Annotated in this window: 21 protein-coding genes; 17 read left to right on the top strand and 4 right to left on the bottom strand. The window is 65.3% G+C overall.

Going from position 1 to position 21,323, the window contains the following annotated elements; translation table 11 throughout:
- Positions 1 to 237: 237 nt before the first annotated feature.
- Together thiM and CH262_RS21930 are read left to right on the top strand one after the other, a co-directional pair.
- Positions 238 to 1,041 (top strand): hydroxyethylthiazole kinase, encoded by an 804-nt coding sequence (gene thiM / locus CH262_RS21935; RefSeq protein WP_094718481.1) that lies wholly within the window; start codon positions 238 to 240, stop codon positions 1,039 to 1,041.
- A 182-nt stretch (positions 1,042 to 1,223) separates the two neighbouring features.
- Positions 1,224 to 1,850 (top strand): LppP/LprE family lipoprotein, encoded by a 627-nt coding sequence (locus CH262_RS21930; RefSeq protein ID WP_094718476.1) that lies wholly within the window; start codon positions 1,224 to 1,226, stop codon positions 1,848 to 1,850.
- Here the strand turns inward: CH262_RS21930 and CH262_RS21925 are convergent.
- The gene (locus CH262_RS21925) at positions 1,847 to 2,485 is read right to left on the bottom strand and encodes an MBL fold metallo-hydrolase (protein ID WP_094718475.1); all 639 of its coding nucleotides are present in this window, start codon (positions 2,483 to 2,485) and stop codon (positions 1,847 to 1,849) included. The two genes, CH262_RS21930 and CH262_RS21925, sit on opposite strands and share 4 nt — an antisense overlap.
- Positions 2,486 to 2,585: 100 nt before the next feature.
- Between CH262_RS21925 and purS the strand changes: the two genes are divergently transcribed.
- The 4 genes from purS (at position 2,586) to CH262_RS27820 (ending at position 4,231) form a co-directional block, all read left to right on the top strand.
- A complete protein-coding gene (gene purS, locus CH262_RS21920; RefSeq protein ID WP_094718474.1) occupies positions 2,586 to 2,822 on the top strand; it encodes a phosphoribosylformylglycinamidine synthase subunit PurS in 237 nt (78 codons plus the stop codon).
- On the top strand, positions 2,819 to 3,496 hold the full coding sequence (purQ, locus tag CH262_RS21915; RefSeq protein ID WP_094718473.1) for a phosphoribosylformylglycinamidine synthase subunit PurQ: 678 nt from the start codon (positions 2,819 to 2,821) through the stop codon (positions 3,494 to 3,496). The genes purS and purQ overlap by 4 nt, the downstream gene beginning before the upstream one ends.
- 34 nt (positions 3,497 to 3,530) lie before the next feature.
- Complete coding sequence (locus tag CH262_RS21910; protein WP_094718472.1) at positions 3,531 to 3,881, top strand: VOC family protein; 351 nt, start codon at positions 3,531 to 3,533, stop codon at positions 3,879 to 3,881.
- Between the two features lie 188 nt (positions 3,882 to 4,069).
- Entirely contained in the window at positions 4,070 to 4,231 is a 162-nt protein-coding gene (locus CH262_RS27820) for a hypothetical protein (protein WP_179275085.1), read from the top strand.
- A gap of 25 nt (positions 4,232 to 4,256) precedes the next feature.
- Here CH262_RS27820 and CH262_RS21905 read toward each other — a convergent pair whose 3' ends face one another.
- A complete protein-coding gene (locus CH262_RS21905) occupies positions 4,257 to 5,084 on the bottom strand; it encodes a hypothetical protein (RefSeq protein WP_179275084.1) in 828 nt (275 codons plus the stop codon).
- A gap of 118 nt (positions 5,085 to 5,202) precedes the next feature.
- On the opposite strand from CH262_RS21905, the gene CH262_RS21900 reads away from it, so the two are divergent.
- Positions 5,203 to 6,510, top strand: coding sequence for a M18 family aminopeptidase (locus CH262_RS21900; RefSeq protein WP_032373773.1), 1,308 nt, complete (start codon positions 5,203 to 5,205; stop codon positions 6,508 to 6,510).
- A gap of 166 nt (positions 6,511 to 6,676) precedes the next feature.
- Here CH262_RS21900 and CH262_RS21895 read toward each other — a convergent pair whose 3' ends face one another.
- Positions 6,677 to 7,441 carry a nucleoside phosphorylase gene (locus CH262_RS21895; protein WP_256988915.1) on the bottom strand — a complete coding sequence of 255 codons (765 nt, stop codon included), beginning with the start codon at positions 7,439 to 7,441 and terminating at the stop codon, positions 6,677 to 6,679.
- A gap of 103 nt (positions 7,442 to 7,544) precedes the next feature.
- On the opposite strand from CH262_RS21895, the gene purL reads away from it, so the two are divergent.
- The 10 genes from purL to purM all read left to right on the top strand — a co-directional run bounded on the left by purL (position 7,545) and on the right by purM (position 21,017).
- A complete protein-coding gene (purL, locus tag CH262_RS21890) occupies positions 7,545 to 9,836 on the top strand; it encodes a phosphoribosylformylglycinamidine synthase subunit PurL (RefSeq protein WP_032367486.1) in 2,292 nt (763 codons plus the stop codon).
- A 131-nt stretch (positions 9,837 to 9,967) separates the two neighbouring features.
- A complete protein-coding gene (locus CH262_RS21885; RefSeq protein ID WP_230592045.1) occupies positions 9,968 to 11,644 on the top strand; it encodes an alpha/beta hydrolase in 1,677 nt (558 codons plus the stop codon).
- Positions 11,641 to 12,267, top strand: a complete 627-nt coding sequence (locus tag CH262_RS21880; protein WP_256988913.1) for a CPBP family intramembrane glutamic endopeptidase — start codon at positions 11,641 to 11,643, stop codon at positions 12,265 to 12,267. Before CH262_RS21885 ends, CH262_RS21880 begins: the two co-directional genes overlap by 4 nt.
- A 6-nt stretch (positions 12,268 to 12,273) precedes the next feature.
- Positions 12,274 to 12,660, top strand: a complete 387-nt coding sequence (locus CH262_RS21875) for a sterol carrier family protein (protein ID WP_032367488.1) — start codon at positions 12,274 to 12,276, stop codon at positions 12,658 to 12,660.
- A gap of 124 nt (positions 12,661 to 12,784) precedes the next feature.
- Positions 12,785 to 14,347, top strand: a complete 1,563-nt coding sequence (gene purF / locus CH262_RS21870; protein WP_032367510.1) for an amidophosphoribosyltransferase — start codon at positions 12,785 to 12,787, stop codon at positions 14,345 to 14,347.
- 139 nt (positions 14,348 to 14,486) lie between these two features.
- A complete protein-coding gene (locus CH262_RS21865) occupies positions 14,487 to 16,130 on the top strand; it encodes an ABC transporter substrate-binding protein (protein WP_045842145.1) in 1,644 nt (547 codons plus the stop codon).
- A gap of 96 nt (positions 16,131 to 16,226) precedes the next feature.
- Complete coding sequence (locus tag CH262_RS21860) at positions 16,227 to 17,222, top strand: ABC transporter permease (RefSeq protein WP_032367512.1); 996 nt, start codon at positions 16,227 to 16,229, stop codon at positions 17,220 to 17,222.
- Positions 17,222 to 18,190: an ABC transporter permease gene (locus CH262_RS21855; protein WP_032367489.1), complete on the top strand. Its 969-nt coding sequence runs from the start codon at positions 17,222 to 17,224 to the stop codon at positions 18,188 to 18,190. The genes CH262_RS21860 and CH262_RS21855 overlap by 1 nt, the downstream gene beginning before the upstream one ends.
- Positions 18,187 to 19,824, top strand: a complete 1,638-nt coding sequence (locus CH262_RS21850; protein WP_094718471.1) for an ABC transporter ATP-binding protein — start codon at positions 18,187 to 18,189, stop codon at positions 19,822 to 19,824. The genes CH262_RS21855 and CH262_RS21850 overlap by 4 nt, the downstream gene beginning before the upstream one ends.
- 92 nt (positions 19,825 to 19,916) lie before the next feature.
- Positions 19,917 to 21,017: a phosphoribosylformylglycinamidine cyclo-ligase gene (purM, locus tag CH262_RS21845; RefSeq protein ID WP_027495851.1), complete on the top strand. Its 1,101-nt coding sequence runs from the start codon at positions 19,917 to 19,919 to the stop codon at positions 21,015 to 21,017.
- A gap of 74 nt (positions 21,018 to 21,091) precedes the next feature.
- Here the strand turns inward: purM and CH262_RS21840 are convergent, their stop codons facing one another.
- Complete coding sequence (locus tag CH262_RS21840) at positions 21,092 to 21,289, bottom strand: DUF3073 domain-containing protein (RefSeq protein ID WP_072692062.1); 198 nt, start codon at positions 21,287 to 21,289, stop codon at positions 21,092 to 21,094.
- Positions 21,290 to 21,323: the final 34 nt, after the last annotated feature.

Raw genomic sequence — 21,323 nt, 5'->3', positions numbered from 1 at the left:
TTGTCTGAAAGGAATGTGTTGTCCTCGAAGCGGCCGCTGAGCGTGGCGGGCCAGGTTTTGGTCCTGCAACTGGTCGTCATGGCCGTCGTCGTTCTCGCCCCCGGCTTGCTCTGTACCTCCAATTGGGATCAATGTGGCTTTCAGTCACTCAGATTGCAAGAAAGGCGCATTGATCCGAAGGGGGTGGGGTGGTCCATTGACGCGAACGGGGTGGGAGCGGTCGTAGACTCGACAGCGATGAATGCCTCGAGTGTGACCCTGGACGACATCGTTGCCGCGCATCGGCTGCTGCGTGATCGCAATCCGCTGGTGCAGTGTCTGACCAATACGGTGTCAGTGCAATTTGTCGCAAATGCCCTGCTCGCGGCAGGTGCGGCTCCGGCGATGGTCGACAATCCGGAGGAAGCGGCCGGCTTCGCCGAGATCGCCGACGCGGTGCTGGTCAATCTCGGAACTCCGACGGCCGCGCAGGTGGAAAGTTCTCGTCTGGCGTCCGCTGCCGCACGAGCAGCGGAGAAGCCGTGGGTACTCGATCCGGTGGGCGCGGGCGGGCTGCCGTGGCGAACCCAGGTCGCGGTGGAAATACTTGCCAACCGACCCAGTGTGATTCGCGCGAATGCTTCCGAGGTGATGGGCCTCGCGGGCGCCGAGGGTGGATCGAGAGGCGTGGATTCGTCTGCGCACGTGGCGGATTCCGTCGACGCGGCGCGTTCTCTCCTCGACCGCGCCGAGGTCGTAGCGGCCTCGGGGGAGGTCGACCACATCTTCGCGCAAGGCTCGACGGTGAAGATCGGCGGCGGAAGCGCACTGCTGCAACGAGTTACGGCCACCGGATGCGCATTGGGTGCGCTGACGGCTGCGTACTGTTCCGTTTCTCCGTCTGCGTTGATCGGTGCCGTCGCCGCGCACGCGCACGTGGCGGTCGCGTCGGAGATTGCGGCTCGCTCGACGTCGCGTCCGGGTACCTTCGCCGCTGTATTCTTGGACGGACTCGACGCGGTGGACGAGTCGGCACTGCGGGAATTGGTTCGGCTCGACTGACGAGTGCAACTGGCGCTCCACTCTGTGGCGGCTTCCGCTGAAATACCGCGTACCGGGCGGGGAGTGGAGCAACAATCGCCTGCGCCGTGAATGTAACGACCCCTTGATCGAAATGTGATGTAACGGAACGCGTTTGCGAGTGGACATACCTGACGTCGGGCAAATCGAACCAGGTGGTCTTCATGAAACGACTTCTGCTCCTCGCAGTCGGTGCAACAGCTCTCGTCGCGTGCGGCGGATCGGAGCAAGGAACGCCGTCGGCAGCACCGTCCTCGGCCGTTCCGACGACCACAGCGACGAGCTTGGCACCGCTGACACCCGCCCCGGCCACCGTGACCGAGGGAGCGCAGCCGCAGCGAACGCCACCGGAGGAGGCCAGCGACCTGGTCCCCATGGGTCCGTCGGAAGCCGAGCCACTGTGCCTGGATCTGACGTGGGGGCCGGTACCGCAGGCGGTGGACTCGCTGCCGCTCGTGTTCGCAGATTCACCGTGGGTCGCCACCGACATGGGCGATCCCTGTGCGTCGTTCACCTGGGTCGAAGCCCTCCCGTACGGCGCGACGGTCAGCTCGCCGACGCATCTGCTCTTCTTCCACGACGCCGAGTACCTCGGCACCGCGACGCTGGAGCCGTACGGGTTCACGTCGGTGGCGGCACAGTCCGCCGACACGATCACAGTGAACTACCGCTGGCCACTCGCCGGTGACGCCAATGCGAACCCGACCGGCGGACCGGCGACGATCGACTACCAGTGGGACGGAACGCAAGTGACCATGATCGGCACCCTCCCGCCCGAGGTCACCGGCTAGATCGAGATGGACGATTCCTCGGGGAGTTCGCGGATTTCGGCGTCGGACATGTCCTTGAAGCGGCCGTAGTAGATGCCCCTCGCCTGTTCCGCGACCACGGCCTGATGGATGGGGAAGGCCATTCTCGGTGCCACCGCACGCAGGAACTCGACCGTCTCGGACAGCTTCGACCACGGTGCGGCCGCGGGCAGTGCCAGTACCTCGACCTGGTGCTCGGGAACGAACAACGAGTCACCGGGATGGAACAGTTGCCCCGGGTTCTCGGGAGTGCCGAGAAGGTAACCGGTGTTGTCGATCTCCGGCAGTTCCGGATGGATGACGGCGTGCGTGCCGCCGACTCCGGTGACGGTGATGCCGCCCACGGAGAAGTCCTTGCCCGCCGGGGCCGCGATCCATTTCCCTCCGAGCTGGCCTGCCGTCATGGGATCGGCATGCAGCTCGGCGCGGGGATTGGCGTCGAGAAGCGCGGGAAGTCGCTGCAGATCAACATGATCCGGGTGCTGGTGAGTGACCAGGATGGCGTCGAGTCCGGTGATGCCCTCGAATCCGTGAGAGAACGTGCCGGGATCGAACAGCACCGTTGTGCCGTTGAGTTCGACCAGAACGCAGGAATGTCCGAAGTGTGTCAGCCGCATGCACTCCACAGTAAGCGCGGTTTCGCTCCGCTGGCCAGGGCTGCGTAGACTCCCACCTGCCGGTAACTGTCTTGCTGTACGTATTTCAAGGAGCGCTTTCGTGGCCCGAGTCGTAGTCGATGTCATGCCCAAGGCCGAGATTCTCGATCCGCAGGGTCAGGCCATCGCAGGTGCGCTGGGCCGGCTGGGAATCTCCGGTGTGTCCGATGTGCGTCAGGGCAAGCGCTTCGAGCTGGAGATCGACGATTCCGTCGACGATGCCGAACTCGAGAGAATTGCCGAATCGCTGCTCGCCAACACGGTGATCGAGGACTGGAAAGTGACCCGCATCTCATGAGCGCCCGCGTAGGAGTCATCACGTTCCCCGGAACTCTCGACGACGTCGACGCATCCCGCGCCGTGACTCTCGCCGGCGGCGAGGCCGTCAGCCTGTGGCACGCCGACGCCGATCTGAAGAACGTCGACGCCATCGTCGTCCCCGGCGGATTCTCGTACGGCGACTATCTGCGGGCCGGTGCGATCGCCCGCTTCGCTCCCGTGATGGAGTCCGTCGTCAAGGCGGCAGAGGGCGGGATACCGATCCTGGGTATCTGCAACGGTTTTCAGGTGTTGTGCGAGGTCGGACTGCTTCCCGGTGCGTTGACGCGCAACGAGGGCCTGCATTTCGTGTGCCGCGACCAGTGGTTGAAGGTCGAGAATGCCGGCACGGCATGGTCGTCGCGATACGAGCAGGATGCCGAGATCTTGATTCCGGTCAAGAACGCCGAGGGCCGATTCCAGGCATCGCAGAGCGTGCTCGACGAGCTCGAAGGTGAAGGCCGCGTCGTGTTCCGCTACAGCGGGAGCAACCCCAACGGGTCGCAGCGCGGTATCGCCGGAATCTCGTCGGCGAACGGTCGGATCGTCGGCCTGATGCCCCACCCCGAGCACGCCACCGAGCCGTTGACCGGCCCGAGCGACGACGGGCTCGGCATCTTCTACTCGGCACTGGACGCGATCGTCAACGCCTGATCTTCGTGTCGGTGGGTGGGTCTAATCTTCCGCCATGACACTGACCCTGGGCATGATCACGTTCGATTCCACCGACCCGGGCCCGCTCGCTCGCTGGTGGGCCTCACAGGTCGACGGATCGGTCGTCGAGGAGAACGACGGCTGGTTCTACGTCGTCGCACTCGCTTCGGCCCCGTATCGACTGGCCTTCCAGAAGGTCGACGACCCGACGCCGGGTAAGAATCGCGTCCACCTCGACATGACCGCCGAGAACCTCGACGACGAGGTCTCTCGGCTGGTCGAGTCGGGTGCGACCGAGATCCAGCAGCACACCATGGGTGACTTTCGCTGGGTGACGCTGAGCGATCCCGACGACAACGTGTTCTGCGTATCCGGGGCGCACTGAGCAGCGGATGCCCGCCCAATCGTGGGTGACCCTCGTCGTCGGCGTTCTGGCCGTCGTCGGGGTCGCTCTCATCACCAGCGCCGAACGCAAGGTGCTGCTGGCCGTGCGGGCCGGTCTGCACGTCGCGCACTGGCGCAACCACGCGAAACCGAGGACACTGACGGCGAGAGCGAGCAGGAGGACCCGCGATGACCACCACCGACGAACGCAACATCAAAGCACCACGGCCAACGGTCGCCGCTGCCGCTGCCCGCGCGTACATCACCATGGCCGAACTTGATCATCAACCCGTACCCGACTGGATTCGCGACGCTGCAGCGGGACGATCGACCACTCCGCCGCCCGAATAGCGGGTCTGTCGGCACGTGATCGCAGTCAGGCCGCGCGTGCGCGTAGTTCGGTCAACGCTGAGGTGAAGATACCCGTAGGCCCGTGCGTCACATCGCAGTACTCGCCGTCTCGCCAGAAGAACACCGAGCGCGACAGTGGGCTCGGTGTATCTCGAGAGAACACGTCGGCCAGCTCGGCGAGTGCGGTGGCTGCGGCGACTGCGTCGTCGGCGGCGCGGGGCCGGTGAAAGGCGAATTCGTACGCGTTGGGGACGGCGAAGAGTACGCCGTACAGGCATTCGCCCAGATGCGACGAAATCAACGTGGTCATATCGGCGATCTTCGACGCAAGATAGATCGAATCGCCGTCGAGCACCTCGATGCAGACCCCCTCGCGTTCGAGCAACTGCGCTCCCTCGAACTCGATCGCCGCAGTGTTCTTCCGACCCGCAGCCCACGCCGCGTCGATGTCGCGACCCTCGAAGTGACTGTCGGACAACGTCAGAGCTCGATTCGGAGACGACAGATTCAACACCCGCCTCGGCGCATCGGGTGCCGCGAGCAGGGGAACCGAATAACTGTACGAACCCACCGATTCCAATACGCACGGCGCGACGACGCGTTCACGGAGCTTCGAGTGGAACTCGTCGTCGGACAGGCCTGCGATGAACGCCGGAGCGGACTCGCGCATCGCCTCGATCATGACCTGGACATGGCCGCCGATGATGCCGTCCCACGCCGACCGGGGCGCACCCGAGCAGCGGGCGAACACGTTGTCGAGCGGGAAGCGTGCACCCGACTCCGCACCGAGCGTGGTCGCGTCCTCACGGTGCACCACCATCCCGCGGGTACGAAATGCTTCGATCGTTTTCATTCGAACGATGGCGAGTGTGGTTGCGTGAGCGACGTGTTGGTTCGGTCTCGGCTCGATCTTCATGTTTCTCCCCCGGTCGGTGTGTGCTCTCGGGGTGTTCGACGCGGCGGCTGACACAATGGTTCCCATGTCGTCCTCTGCCTCTGCTGCCGGTCTCTGCAACTTCGTCGACGTCTCGCCGTCCCCGTTCCATGTGTGTCGGACGGTGTCGGTGCAGCTCGAGGACGCCGGATTCGTGCGTCTGGACGAGACCGATGCCTGGCCGACCGAACCAGGCCGCTACTACTTGATCCGCGGCGGTTCTCTCGTCGCGTGGAGCACCGAGCACATCAATTCGGGTCGTTCCGCAGGCTCCACTCCTGATGGCCCCTTCCGTATCGTCGGCGGGCACACCGACAGCCCCAATCTCCGCGTGAAGCAGCATCCCGATCTCGAATCGGCGGGTTGGCAGATGGTCGGCCTGGAGCCGTACGGCGGTGCCTGGCTGAACTCCTGGCTCGATCGCGACCTGGGTATCTCCGGCCGGCTCAGCGTGCGCGACGGCAACACCGCTCGCGAGGTGCTCGTCAAGGTGGACGAGCCGATCCTCCGTGTTCCGCAGCTGGCGATCCACCTGTCCGAGGACCGCAAAGGCGTCACGCTCGATCCGCAGCGGCACGTCAATGCCATTTGGGGCGTGGGTAACTCGCCACGATCGTTCATCTCCTACGTCGCCGACCGCGAAGGCGTCGATCCCGGTTCGGTGCTGGGCTGGGAACTGATGACACACGACCTGGCGCCCAGCGCGGTGGTGGGCGTCGAATCCGAGTTGGTCAGTGCGCCGCGTCTGGACAACCAGGGCACGTGTTACGCCGGAACGCAGGCTTTGCTTGCGGCAGTGGAGAATCCGACCGACGTCACTCCGGTGCTGGCACTGTTCGACCACGAGGAAGTCGGCAGTATGTCCGACCGCGGCGCGTTCTCGGACCTGCTCAACACCGTGCTCGAACGCATCGTGCTCGGGCGCGGCGGCGGTCGTGAGGAATTTTTGCGCACGATGGCCGGATCCATCTGTGCCTCGGGCGATATGGCGCACGCGACGCATCCGAACTACCCGGATCGTCACGAGCCTGCACATCGCATCGAACTCGGCGGCGGACCGGTACTCAAGGTCAACCAAAACCTGCGCTACGCAACCGATTCCGCCGGTGCCGGTGCATTCGCACTGGCCTGCGAGCAAGCCGACGTACCGTTGCAGCGCTACGTCCATCGCGCGGATCTACCGTGTGGATCGACCATCGGGCCCATCACCGCGTCACGCACCGGGTTGTCGACAGTGGACGTCGGCGCAGCGCAACTCGCCATGCACTCGTCCCGAGAGTTGATGGGAGCCGGCGACGTGAAGGCATACGCCGACGCGCTGGCGGCTTTCCTCGCCCCTGCCTGAGCCCGATCGGCGGCGCAAACGCGAGCGCGATTGTCAGGTGCGCGCGGATTCGTGCCCGATTCCGGGGCTGTTTCGCTCGCGTTCGGCAAACGCGCGCGCGTTTGCGAAATCCGGGGGGGGTGAACCAGCGACCCGGAAGCGAACCCGAGACCAGCGACCCGAGGACCTAGAGCGGATCGAGTTGCAGGCAGGCGTCGGCAGCGAGCCAGAACAATTGTTCGCGCACCGTGGTTGCCTTGGTCCAGCCGCGGTGATCCCAGTCGGCGGCCAGGGAGTCTCCCGCGTACAGCAGTTGCGCGAATCGGACTCCACGGAATCGGGCGACGGCGCAGAAGGCCGACGCCTCCATGTCGACCGTGCGGCAGCCTTCCTCGACGCGGCGCGAGACTCGGCCGCGGGTTTCGCGGTAGAGCGCGTCGGTGGTCCAGGAGCGGCCGGTGACGAAGTCGATGCCGGCGTCGGTCAGTACCGACTGGAGTACGGCGACACCTACGGGATCGGCGTCGACCACCCGTCCGGGCGGCAGGTAGTGGAACGAGGTGCCCTCGTCGCGCAGGGCGCTGTCGACCACCATGACGTGTCCCATGCCCAGGTCGTCGGACAGCGCCCCGGCACCGCCGACAGCAACGAACTGTGTGCAGCCCATGGCGATGGCTTCTTCGAGGAACAGTGCGGCCAGTGGCGCGCCGACGCCGGGATGGAAGACGGCAAGTTTCTGTCCGCCTCGTTCGATCTCGTAGACGGGGTGTTCGCCGTGCTCGGAGCGCATGATCGACACCACTCGGGCGTCGCCTTTCGCGCAGATGCTGTCGATCACTTCGGCGAAGAAACAGACGACGGCTTTCGGCGGTACGTCGACTCCCTTGGCCACCATCGACGGGTCGATGACGCCCGTTTCGTCCAGATCGTCCTCGGTCAGTGCAATGTCCATCAGGTGATGTTCGCACGAGGCCGATACGTCCGATGCCGTACATGTCGGCGGCACCTTATAGACTCTCCCTGGCATTTCGCTCCATCGAAGGGACCTATTCCTCGTGTCCGCTAGCTCTGTACCCACAGACACTGTCTCGAACGCCGTCGCCACCCCCGACGTTGCGCAGCCGTACAAGGAACTCGGACTCAAGGACGACGAATACGTCCGCATCAAGGAAATCCTCGGCCGCCGGCCCACGGACGCCGAATTGGCGATGTACTCCGTCATGTGGAGCGAGCACTGCTCGTACAAGTCCTCGAAGGTGCACCTGAAGTACTTCGGCGAGACCACCACCGACGAGATGCGCAAGCCGATGCTCGCCGGTATCGGCGAGAACGCGGGCGTCGTCGACGTCGGCGACGGCTGGGCCGTCACGTTCAAGGTCGAGAGTCACAATCACCCGTCGTACGTCGAGCCCTACCAGGGTGCGGCGACGGGCGTCGGCGGCATCGTCCGCGACATCATGGCCATGGGCGCTCGCCCGATCGCCGTCATGGACCAGCTGCGATTCGGTGCTGCCGATGCACCCGATACGCGCCGTGTCCTGAGCGGCATCGTCGCAGGCGTCGGTGGGTACGGAAACTCCCTCGGCCTACCGAACATCGGCGGCGAGACGGTGTTCGACGCCTCCTACGCCGGTAACCCTCTGCTCAACGCTCTGTGTGCCGGCGTCATGCGGGTCGAGGACATGCACCTGGCGTTCGCGTCGGGCCTGGGTAACAAGATCATTCTGTTCGGTGCACGAACGGGTCTCGACGGCATCGGTGGCGTGTCCGTGCTCGCGTCGGAGACCTTCGACGGTGACGAGACCGGTGGGGGCCGCAAGAAGCTTCCCGCGGTTCAGGTGGGCGATCCGTTCACCGAGAAGGTGCTCATCGAAGCCTGCCTCGAGTTGTACTCGAACAAGCTCGTCGTCGGCATCCAGGACCTCGGTGGTGCCGGGTTGTCCTGCGCCACATCGGAACTCGCGTCCGCCGGCAGTGGTGGCATGCACATCGAGCTCGACAAGGTGCCGATGCGCGCCACCGGCATGACTCCGGCCGAGGTGCTCTCGAGCGAATCCCAGGAGCGCATGTGCGCCGTGGTGACCCCCGAGAACGTCGACGCATTCATGGCCGTCTGCAAGAAGTGGGACGTCCTGGCCACGGTCATCGGTGAGGTCACCGACGGCGAGCACCTCCAGATCACCTGGCACGGCGATACCGTCGTCGATGTACCGCCGAAAACCGTTGCGCACGAAGGCCCGGTGTACAACCGTCCGGTGCAGCGCCCGGACACCCAGGACGCGTTGATCGCGAACAGCACGGCGTCGCTGAAGCGTCCGGAAACCGCGGACGAGCTGAAGGCCACTCTGCTGAAGATGATCGGCTCGCCGCAGCTGTGCAGCCGCCGATTCATCACCGAGCAGTACGACCGCTACGTCCGCGGCAACACCGTGCTGGCCGAGAACGCCGATGCAGGCGTCATTCGCATCGACGAGAAGACCGGTCGCGGAATCGCTTTGGCCACCGACGCGTCGGGCCGCTACACCGCACTCGACCCGTACCAGGGCGCGCAGCTGGCTCTGGCCGAGGCGTTCCGCAACGTCGCGGTCACCGGTGCCACTCCCAAGGCCGTCACCAACTGCCTGAACTTCGGTTCTCCGGAGGACCCGGGTGTCATGTGGCAGTTCCAGCAGGCCGTACGCGGTTTGGCGGACGGGTGCGTCACCCTCGGGATCCCGGTCACCGGCGGCAACGTCAGCTTCTACAACCAGACCGGTGCCGAGCCGATCCTGCCGACCCCCGTGGTCGGAGTACTGGGCGTCATCGACGACGTCCATCGCCGCATCCCGACGGGACTCGGCCTCGAGCCCGGCGAGACACTCATCCTGCTGGGGGAGACCCACGACGAGTTCGACGGGTCCATCTGGGCGCAGGTCGAGCACGATCACCTCGGCGGCGTTCCGCCGAAGGTCGATCTCGCTCGGGAGCAGTTGTTGGCGGACATCCTGCTCGCATCCTCCCGCGACGGCCTGGTCTCGGCTGCACATGACCTGTCCGAGGGTGGTCTCGCTCAGGCCGTCGTCGAGGCAGCCTTGGCCGGCGAAACCGGTTGCCGCATCATCGTTCCCGAAGGCGCAGACCCGTTCGTGACCTTGTTCTCCGAATCCTCCGGCCGGGTGCTGGTCGCCGTGCCGCGCACCGAGGAGACCCGGTTTACCGGGATGTGCACCGCACGCGGACTTCCGTGGGCGCGAGTGGGCGTCGTCGACGAGGGCTCGGATTCGATCGAGGTCCAAGGGCAGTTCTCCGTGCCGATGACGGAACTGCGGGAGACGTTCGAGAGCACTCTTCCCAGACTCTTCGGCTGACCGAGGTGGGGGGACAGGTATCGGAGCGTCGAAGGGGGACCGAGCCCACACTCGAGCAGGATCAGCATCATCGGTATCACTTTCCGACGGTGGAGTTCTCGGCTCCGTCGCCGGAGAAGCATCCGTTCGTCATGTGGTCGTGGGGCCTGCTGCGTCTGGACTTCACCGGAATCGCGTTCAGCGCGTTGTTCTTCTGCTGGTCACTGACGCCGTCGCTGCTGCCTCGTGGATGGCTGTTCCAAGGCATCATCGGCGGCATCAACTCGGCTATCGGGTACGCCTTCGGGGTGGCCGTGGGATGGGCGGTGACGCGATGGTGGCTGTCCTCGCGTTCGTGGTGGCCATTGCCGCGCAAGGTCGAACTTGCAGTCAAGGTCGTCGTACTCGTCCTCGCCGTCGCTGCGTCGATGATCATGCTGGCGGTCTCGGCGCAGTGGCAGCGTGAACTCGCCGCGCTCATGGACGCGGAGGGGACCACCACGACGGGGTACCTCCGCACCGGAGCGTTGAGCATTGCCATTGCCGCACTGCTCATCTCGATCTCGCGGGTGCTACGCGACGTCGTCCGATTGCTCGCCCGTCAGATCAATCGCATCGTCAAGATGCCACGCGAGGTGGCCAACGCACTCGGCGTGATCGTCCTGGTGGTTCTGGTCGTCGCCCTGGTTCAGGGTGTGCTGCTGCGTGCGGTCTCCGAGGTGACCAACTCGGTGTTCAGTCTGCAGAACAACGAAACGCGAGAGGGCACAGAACAACCCGTCGCCGACGAGAGGTCGGGTAGCCCGAACTCGTTGGCACCGTGGGACACACTCGGATTCGAGGGCCGCAACTTCGTCTCCAGCGGCCTGCGAGCCGACGAGATGGAACGGGCTACCGGACGTCCGAGCCTCGAACCCATTCGGGCCTACGCCGGACTGGAAACCGCTGAGACTCAGGACGAACGACTCGACATTGTCGTCGCCGAACTCGAACGCACCGGCGCGTTCCAGCGCAAAGCGCTCATCGTCGTGCCGACCACCGGCACCGGATGGGTCAACCCCACCGCCGTCGAGGCCGAGGAGCTGATGTTCGACGGCGATGTCGCCACCGTCGCCTCCCAGTACTCGTATCTGCCGAGTTGGATCTCGTTCATCGCCGAGGGCGACAAAGCCGCCCAGGCAGGCAAGGCGCTGATCGACAAAGTGCACGACCGGTGGCTGCAGGAGCCGGAGGCCACCCGTCCCAAGTTCTACGTCTACGGCGAAAGTCTGGGGACGAAGTCCGGTGAAGGTGCGTTCGACGGGTTGGCGGACATCCGCGCCACCACCGACGGCGTCCTGTGGGTGGGTCCGCCGAACGACAACCGCATCTGGAGTCAGTTCGTCAGCAGGCGTGATCCGGGCAGCCCCGAGGTTCGGCCGGTGTACTCCGAGGGCCTGACGGTTCGCTTCGCCGACAATTCGTCGGGCATCCCGCCGGAGGATCAGCCCTGGTACGCCCCGCGCATCCTGTACGTCCAGCATGCGTCGGATCCGGTGGTCTGGTGGTCACCCGACCTGCTGTTCGAGCGTCCGGACTGGCTGTCCGAGCCGCCGGGGCCGGACCGACTGCCGAGCATGCGTTGGTTCCCGGTGGTGACCTTCTGGCAGGTGGCAGCCGACCTGACCAACGCAGCAGGCGTCCCCGACGGCCACGGTCACAACTACGGAACCCTCGTGCTCGACGGCTGGGTGGCCGTCGCCGCCCCCGAAGGGTGGACCGACCGCGACACCGAACGAGTGCGCGGCGTCATGGAGCAGTTCGCCGGACGTGACGGTCCCGAGAAGTGAGAACCGCACTGGCAACCGGAGTGGAGCCTGCGGAACGACCCATTCTGACCGGACCCGTGACAACGGCGTGGAGCACTTACGTGCTGCCTGCGGCCGGGCTCGGAGCCCGCGGGCGGGCAGTGGCCAACGCGTCGTTCGCCGTCGCTGTGGCTGCGGTGTCGGGATCGAATGCAGAACGGCTGGGCCTGCGTAACGCCGCATCCGGGCTGAAATGGGGTGCCGCTGCGGCAGCGATACCCGTCCTGGGGTCTGCGGTGGTGGCCGCCGTACCCGCACTGCGTCGGCGCGTCCGACCGTCCGAGGACGATCTCGCCGAATGGGTGCTGTTTCGAATTCCGGTGGGGACGGTGCTGACCGAGGAGTTGCTCTTCCGCGGTGTGCTCGATGCGGCATCGCCTGCCCTGTCGCCGGTCTTCTTCGGTCTGTGGCACATTCGTCCCGCCCGCGCCGCCGGGGATTCGGTGGCCGGGACCGTTGCCGCGACGACCGTCGCCGGGGTGGTGTTCTCGTGGCTGCGGGCACGCAGCGGCAGTGTGCTCGCCCCTGCTGCGCTGCACTACGCACTCAACGCGAGCGGTGCCGTGTTGGCGCATCTCGCGGCTACCGAACGTGAGAGGAGCTGACCGGAGATGCCACCGCACAAGGAGGTCGGTCCCGCCGAGGTGCGCGAGGCCGTTCTGGCCGTCGCGGGCTGGATCAGAGGCGAGGCCGAGAAGCCGCCGCGGGCACAGATCGCCGCCGCCGTGCGCACCACCGCCAGAACTCTCGGTCAGAACGCGCCGGGGTCGTCGGTGGAGGTGCGGGTGCCGCCGTTCGTCGCGGTGCAGTGCATCGTCGGGCCCCGGCACACCAGAGGAACCCCGCCGAACGTCGTCGAAACCGATGCTCTGACATGGCTTCAGGTGGCTACCGGGACCCGGGATTTTGCCGAGGCGCTCGGCGACGGCTCGATCGACGCGTCCGGCAGCCGGGCCGTCGAGGTGGGTCGTTGGTTGCCGTTGCTGACCATCACCTGACCGCCGGATTTCAGCGGCCGTTCGGCCGTCGGGAATCTCCTGGACACACGATGCGTTGTGTCAGCCCGTGTGCCCGTAGACTGGGCACGGCCCCCCGCCCCGGACCCCCTAGGGAGCAATGCCCGTGACCAACGCCGATTTGTCGGTCGACAGTCCGAATCTTCTGGTAGGCAAACCCATCGACGAGCCGGAGAACGAGCCGCGCGAAGAGTGTGGAGTGTTCGGTGTGTGGGCACCGGGCGAGGATGTGGCCAAGCTCTCGTACTACGGCCTCTACGCACTGCAGCACCGTGGGCAGGAAGCCGCAGGCATCGCGGTGTCCGACGGCTCCCAGGTGCTCGTGTTCAAGGATCTCGGCCTGGTCAGTCAGGTGTTCGACGAGCAGACGCTCGGCGCGATGCCCGGGCACGTCGCCATCGGTCACTGCCGGTACTCCACCAGTGGGTCGGTGACGTGGGAGAACGCGCAACCGATCTTCCGTACCACCACCGCCGGTACAGGTATCGCGCTCGGGCACAACGGCAATCTGGTGAACTTCGCAGAGCTCGCCACCAAGGCTCGCGATGCGGGCCTGATCAGCGATCGGTTGCAGGGCAACGGGACGTCGGATTCCGATGTCGTGACGGCACTGCTGGCGCACAAGGCCGCCGACTGCACCATCGAGCAGGCGGCCATGGAATTGCTGCCGCTGCTCAAAGGCGCGTTCTGCCTGACCTTCATGGACGAGCACACCCTCTACGCCGCGCGTGATCCGCACGGCGTACGGCCGCTGTGCCTCGGTCGCCTCGATCGCGGCTGGGTCGTCGCCAGCGAGACCGCAGCACTCGACATCGTCGGTGCGGCGTTCGTCCGCGACATCGAGCCCGGCGAACTGTTGGCGATCGACGCCGACGGCGTTCGGTCCTCGCGTTTCGCTGCCCCCGAGCCCAAGGGCTGCGTGTTCGAGTACGTCTATCTCGCACGGCCCGACAGCGTCATCGGCGGTCGCTCGGTGCACTCGACTCGGGTGGAAATCGGACGTCGCCTCGCCAAGGAGCATCCGGCCGAGGGTGATCTGGTCATTCCGGTGCCCGAGAGCGGAACTCCGGCAGCCGTGGGCTTCGCCCAGGGCTCCGGAATCCCGTACGGCCAGGGGCTCATGAAGAACGCGTACGTGGGCCGCACGTTCATTCAACCGTCGCAGACCATTCGGCAGCTCGGTATCCGGCTCAAGCTCAACCCTCTCAAAGAGGTCATTCGCGGCAAAAGGCTCGTGGTGGTGGATGATTCGATCGTTCGCGGCAACACGCAGCGGGCGCTGATCAGGATGCTGCGCGAGGCCGGTGCCCTCGAGATCCACGTCCGTATCGCGTCCCCGCCGGTGCGGTGGCCCTGCTTCTACGGCATCGACTTCGCTTCTCCCGCAGAGCTGATCGCCAACGGCGTCGATTCCGAGGACGGAATCCTCGAAGGCGTCCGGCAGGCCATCGGTGCCGACTCGCTGGGCTACATCTCCATCGACGGCATGATCGCGGCGTCGGAGCAGCCCGAATCGCGCTTGTGTGCAGCATGTTTCACTGGGAAGTACCCCATCGATCTGCCCGCGGACAATGCACTCGGCAAGCACGTGCTCGAGGGTCTGCTGGCGTCGGCCGCTGGGCAACCGGTGGACAACGACGCGAATGTGAGCGCTCTCAGCCGTCCTTGACCTGGTCTTTTCCGTTAGGGAACAGCAGGGTTTTCTCAATGCCACATATTGGAAACAGTCCATCGGTACTGTCCCGAGTTACATAGGACACACCGATTGGATAGAGGCTCAGATGACCCTGTCGCCCGACGACGGACGCATGCAGCGCTACAGCGCCGCATCACGAACGGCTGTGCGTAAGCACGGCAAGAAGACCGCCGCAGTGGCCGCACTGTCGGTACTCGCACTGACCGCCGCAGCGTGCGGCTCGGGACGCACCGACGCCGGTGGATCCGGCGACGGCGGCGGCGGCGAGACCATCACGGTCGGCACCACGGACCAGGTCACCTCGCTCGACCCGGCCGGCTCGTACGACAACGGATCGTTCATGGTGATGAACCAGACGTATCCCTTCTTGATGAACTTCGCTCCCGGTAGCTCCGAGCTCGAGCCCGATGCGGCCGAGAGCTGCGACTTCGCGGAGCCGACCGTCTACAAGTGCACGCTCAAGGACGACCTGAAGTTCGCGAACGGCAATCCGCTGACGAGCGAGAGCGTCAAATTCTCGTTCGACCGCATCGTCGCGATCAACGATCCGAACGGTCCGGCGTCGCTGCTGACCAATCTCGACAGCATCGCGACACCGGACGAGAAGACCGTCGAGTTCACCCTCAAAGCGGCCAACGATCAGACGTTCCCGCAGATCCTCGCGACACCCGCGGGCCCGATCGTCGACCAGACGGTGTTCCCGGCCGACAAGGTGCTCGACGACGACGCAGTGGTTGCGGGCAAGCCGTTCGCCGGCCCGTACTCCATCTCCAGCTATGGCAAGAACTCACTCGTCAGCTTCGTGGCCAACGGGGACTACAACGGCATTCTCGGCACCCCGAAGACGTCGTCGGTCAACGTGAAGTACTACACCAGCTCCGACAACCTCAAGCTCGATGTGCAGAACAAGGCCATCGATGTGGCATGGCGCTCCCTCACCCCGACCGACGTCGAATCGCTGGGAGCCGTCGACGGCCTCACGGTGCACGAGGGCCCCGGCGGCGAGTCCCGCTACATGGTCTTCAACATGAACACGATGCCCGGCAACACCCCCGAGCAGAAGTTGGCCGTACGCAAGGCAATTGCTGCCTCGGTCGATCGCCAGGCGCTCTCCGACGGCGTCTACAAGGGCACCTACACCCCGCTGTACTCCGTGGTGCCGACCGGTCTGGAAGGTTCCAACAAGGCCTTCTCCGACGTCTACGGTGAGACACCGAACAAAGACGAGGCTGCCGGATTCCTTTCCGCTGCAGGCGTCGCCACTCCGATCCAACTCAACCTGCAGTACAACCCGGATCACTACGGCTCGAGCTCGAGCGAGGAGTACGCCGCGATCAAGAGTCAGCTCGACGCGACGGGCTTGTTCAATGTGAACCTGCAGTCCACCGAGTGGAGCACGTACACCAAGGAACGTGTCGCCGACGCGTACCCGGTGTACCAGCTCGGCTGGTTCCCGGACTACCCCGATGCAGACAACTACCTGACGCCGTTCTTCGGACCGGACAACTTCCTCCAGTCGCATTTCGAGAACCCGGAGATCACGTCACTGCTCGACCTCGAGCGCACGACGGCCGACGAGAACGCACGGATGCAGATCATCGGACAGATTCAGACCGAGCTCGCGACCAACTACCTGCCGACCCTTCCGCTGTTGGAGGGCAAGCAGATCGCCGTCGCCACCGATGAGATCAGCGGTGTGGACGAGACCCTCGACGCCTCGTTCAAGTTCCGCTTCGTCACTCTCGCCAAGAGCTGACCGGTGCCCGCTACCGCACAGACGCCGGTAGGGGAGAAGAAAGCGCAGCAGGCGAGCGCGCCGTCACGGTACGGCGCGCTCGCCCGCTATCTCGGGATCAGGTTTCTGTTGATCATCCCGACTGCCTGGATTCTCGTCACCGTCGTCTTCTTTCTCATGCGTGTGATCGGTGACCCGATCACCGCCGCCCTCGGCGGTCGACTACCCGCCGAACAGATCGCCCAGCGCAAGGCCGAGGCCGGATACGACCGGCCGATCCTGACGCAGTACTGGGAGTACCTGACCGGATTGTTGCGCGGCGACTTCGGCCGCTCCGCCACCGACAATCGCGCGATCAGTGACGTCCTGCTCGTCAACGGTGCTGCCACACTGGAATTGGCGTTCTGGGCGCTGCTCGTCGCGTTCGCGGTCGGCATCCCGCTCGGGTTCTACGCCGCCACCCATCGCGACCGGTTCGGTGACGCGTCGCTGCGAATCTTCGCGATCCTGGCGTACGCGGCCCCGGTGTTCTTCGTCGGCATGCTGCTCAAGCTCCTGTTCGCCGTCAAGCTCGGCTGGCTGCCGGTCGCCGGGCGGGCCAGTACCAATGTTGAACTGGCACTGCAGAACGTCTCCCCGAAGACGAACATTCTGATCATCGACTCGTTCCTGTACGGCGACACGGGTTACACCGTCGACGTGCTCGAACACGCGGTTCTGCCCGCTCTTGCGCTCGGACTGCTGACGGCCGGTGTGTTCCTGCGATTGGTGCGAGTCAACCTGATTCAGACGTTGCAGGCGCCGTTCGTCGACGCCGCCCGCGCGCGCGGGTTGAGCGAGGGCACGGTGACGAGGCGACATGCGTTCCGTAACGCCATGATTCCCATCGTCACCGTCATCGGACTGCAGATCGCCGTCCTCCTCGGAGGTGCCGTACTCACCGAGACGACCTTCGAGTGGCAAGGACTGGGCTACGAACTCGCCCGTTATCTGCAGGCCCGCGATTTCGTTGCAGTGCAAGGCATCGTGACGTTCCTGGCCGTGGTGGTCGCCGTCGTCAGCTTCGTCACCGACGCGATCGTCGCCCTCATCGACCCGAGAGTGAGGTTCTGATGAGCACCGAAGTCGTGCTGTCCGACGTTCCTCCCACCCGTCCGCACCGCAGAGGGTTCCCCGGCGTCGCGTTCGTGAAGTCCACCTCGGGATTGCAGCGGGTCACGCTCATCGTCGGGTTGGCGCTGATGGTGGGGTTCGTGATCGCGGCGCTGTTCGCGCCGATTCTCGCGCCGTACGGTTTCTCGCAGACCAGTGACGCCGGTGCGGATTTCGCCCGCCAAGCCGCGCCGTCCGCGGATCACTGGTTCGGTACCTCGGTTCGCGGTGAGGACGTGTTCTCGCGGGTGATCTACGGTGCCAGAACCGCATTGATGGTCATCGCTTCGTCGCTGGTGCTGTCCCTGATCATCGGCGTTCCCCTCGGTCTGGCCTCGGGCTACATCGGCCGCTGGTTCGACCGGGTGCTCGTGCTGTTCATGGACGCGATGTACGCATTCCCGTCTCTGCTTCTCGCGGTGGTCATCTCGATCGTCGTGGCCGGCGGTCAGTCGTCGAGTTTCGGCGGTATCGCCTCCGCGGCCATTGCCATCACGGCGATCTTCGTGCCTCAGTACTTCCGGGTGGTCCGCAACGCGACGGTGGCCGTCAAGACCGAACCGTACGTCGACGCCGCGCGGGTGACCGGAGCCGGTACACCGCGAATTCTGTTCCGGCACATACTCGCCAACGTGGTGCAGACACTGCCGGTCATCATCACGCTCAACGGAGCCGAGGCCATCCTCACCCTCGCCGGGCTCGGCTTCCTCGGGTTCGGGATCGAGCCGACCTCCGCCTCGGAGTGGGGATACGACATCAACAAGGCGCTGCCCGACATCTCCAACGGCATCTGGTGGACGTCGGTCTTCCCTGGCCTGGGCATCGTGCTGGTGGTGCTCGGTCTGACCATGGTGGGTGAAAGTGCAAGCGAGACACTCAATCCGCTGCTGCGCACCCGCAAGAAGTTCAAGAAGGCGGTGAAGGTATGACATCGAGCGTTGTGACTCCACGCGAGTCCGCACTGTCGGTGCAGTCGTTGTCCGTCACATTTCTGACCGATGCCGGCGAGGTCGATGCCGTCACCGAGGTCTCGTTCGAGGTCTATCCCGGTGAAGTTCTCGCTGTGGTGGGGGAGTCGGGGTCGGGTAAGTCCGTCAGCGTCCGATCCGCCATCGGTCTGCTGCCCGACACCGCACGCGTCGAAGGACACGTGGTGCTCGGCGGCCAGGACGTCACCACGCTGAGCAACAAGGCGTGGGCGCAGTTGCGCGGCAACAAGATTTCGATGGTGTTCCAGGAACCGGGCAGCGCTCTCGATCCGCTGTTCACCATCGGGTATCAGATCGTCGAAGCACTCCGGGCCCACACTCCTGACGACGGTAGACGGATGTCGGCAAAGGATGCCAAGGCCCGGGCCGTCGAGTTGCTGACGATGGTGGGTCTGCCCAATCCCGAGCAGCGCTTCTCGTACTACCCACACGAGCTCTCCGGTGGCCAGAAGCAACGCGTCATGATCGCGATCGCCATCTCGTGTGAGGCGAAAGTCATCATCGCCGACGAGCCGACCACCGCCCTCGACGTCACTGTGCAGGCCGAGATCCTCGAACTGCTCCGCGATCTCAAGGATCGGTTGGGCTGCGCCATCGTGCTGATCACCCACAGCATGGGCGTCGTGTCCGATCTGGCGGACCGCGTCGTCGTCATGCAGAACGGCCGAGTCGTCGAGGAAGCGCCGGTGGCACAGCTGTTCGACGCCCCCGAAGACGAGTACACCAAAAAGCTGCTGGCCGCGGTGCCGACCCTTGCTGCAGTGGAGTCGGACAAGACCGTCGACACGTCGGGCGAGCCGGTACTCGAGGTCTCGCAGCTGGTGGTGCAGTTCTCCGGTGGGGTCGGCTCCTCGGCATTCCGAGCGGTCGACGACGTCTCGCTGACCATCCACCGCGGCGAAACCCTCGGTCTGGTGGGCGAATCGGGCTCGGGTAAGTCGACGATCGGCAGGTGCGTTGCAGCGCTTCAGAAGCCGACCAGCGGCAGCGTGACGGTGATGGGACAGAACATTGCCGGCGTGAGCGAGCGCAAGCTCAAGCCCTTGCGCAAGCGATTCGGCTTCGTCTTCCAGGACCCGTCGGCGTCGCTGAATCCGCGGCTCACCGTCGGACAGTGCATTGCCGAGCCGATGATCGTGCACAAGTACGGCTCCAAGGATGCGATCGCGGCCAGGACCACCGAGCTGCTCGACGCCGTGCAACTACCGTCCGGCACCGACAAGCGTTACCCGCACGAGCTGTCCGGTGGGCAACGGCAACGCGTCAGCCTGGCGCGGGCACTGGTGCTGGGACCGGATCTGGTGGTCGCAGACGAGCCGACCAGTGCACTGGACGTCTCGGTCCAGGCGGCCGTGCTCGACCTGTTCGAGGCGCTGCAGCAGGAGTTCGGTTTCGCCTGCCTGTTCATCAGCCACGATCTGGCGGTGGTCGATCGCGTCGCACATCGAGTGGTGGTGCTGCGGGGCGGCCAGGTCGTCGAGCAGGGCACGCCGTGGAAGATTCTGCGCTCGCCGGAGGAGGAGTACACGAAGAAGCTGTTGGCCGCCATCCCGGGCAAGCGGCTGCACACGTGAATTCTTCCCGCCAGCGGGCACTCCGGTACCGTTAGGGCGCTATCTGCGCCGCTACGGGCGCTGACATGAACGAGTACACAGGCTGGAGCCGAATGACCGAGGAATCCCAACCCACGAGCGCAACTCACTCGGGCGGTGCCTCCTACGCGGCGGCCGGGGTCGATATCGCCGCAGGAGACCGAGCAGTGCAACTGTTCGCGCCACTCGCCAAGAAGGCCAGCAGGCCCGAGGTCATGGGCGGTCTCGGTGGTTTCGCCGGTCTGTTCGCGCTCAAGGGCGACTACCGCGAGCCGGTCCTGGCTGCCTCGACCGACGGAGTCGGCACCAAGGTCGCCGTCGCCCAGGCCCTCGGCAAGCACGACACCCTGGGTCTCGACCTCGTGGCCATGGTCGTCGACGATCTGGTCGTGTGCGGAGCCGAGCCGCTGTTCCTGCAGGACTACATCGCCGTCGGTCGTGTCGTTCCCGAGCAGGTCGCGGAACTGGTCAAGGGCATCGCCGAAGGCTGCATCATCGCCGGTTGTGCGTTGCTCGGCGGCGAGACGGCCGAACACCCGGGGCTGATGGCCGACGGTGACTACGACCTTTCTGCCACCGGCATCGGCGTCGTGGAGGCGGACTCGATCCTCGGACCCGAGCGCGTGCGTCCCGGCGACGTCGTCATCGGCATGGGATCGTCCGGTCTGCATTCCAACGGCTACTCGCTCGCTCGCAAGGTGCTGCTCGAGATCAACCACATGGATCTCGGCGGACACGTCGAGGAGTTCGGCCGCACACTCGGCGAGGAACTGCTCGAGCCGACGAAGATCTACGCCAAGGACTGCCTCGCACTCGCGGCCGAGACCGACGTGCGTACGTTCTGCCACGTGACGGGCGGCGGACTCGCCAACAACCTCTCGCGCGTCATGCCCGAGGGTCTCGTGGCCGAACTCGATCGGACCACGTGGAGCCCGGCCCCGATCTTCTCCCTCATCGCGCAGCGCGGACGCGTCGAGCGGGCCGAGATGGAGCAGACGTTCAACATGGGTGTCGGCATGGTCGCGATCGTCGCCCCCGAGGACGTCGATCGTGCTCTGGCGGTACTGACTGCACGGCACATCGACTGCTGGACTCTCGGCACGGTCAAGAAGGCTGCGGGCAAGGACGTCGCCGACGAGCGCGCGCTGCTGCTGGGTAACCACCCGAGGTTCTGACCGACCGGTCACACGACGAACAAGTGAGGGGGAGCCGCGGTGCGGCTCCCCCTCAGTCGTTCAGTGCACAGTTTCTAGCGTCGCCAGTCCTCGTACTCGTCTTCCTCGACTCGGGAATGCACATCCGAGTCAGAGTGGATGCCGCCACGATGGGAGTTGGACGAACCACCGGAGAGCTCTCTTTGCAGACTCTCCAAGTCCGTTGTCGGCGAGCTGTACTTGAGCTCACGAGCGACCTTTGTCTGCTTTGCCTTAGCCCTGCCTCGGCCCATGGCGGTGCCCCCTCGCGGACTTGCGGGGCGGCCT

Source organism: Rhodococcus sp. 05-2255-1e (assembly GCF_002259025.1).
Classification (GTDB): Bacteria; Actinomycetota; Actinomycetes; order Mycobacteriales; family Mycobacteriaceae; genus Rhodococcoides; species Rhodococcoides fascians.
Note: the sequence above shows the minus strand (reverse complement) of the source record. Positions and strands in the feature narration are given on the sequence as shown.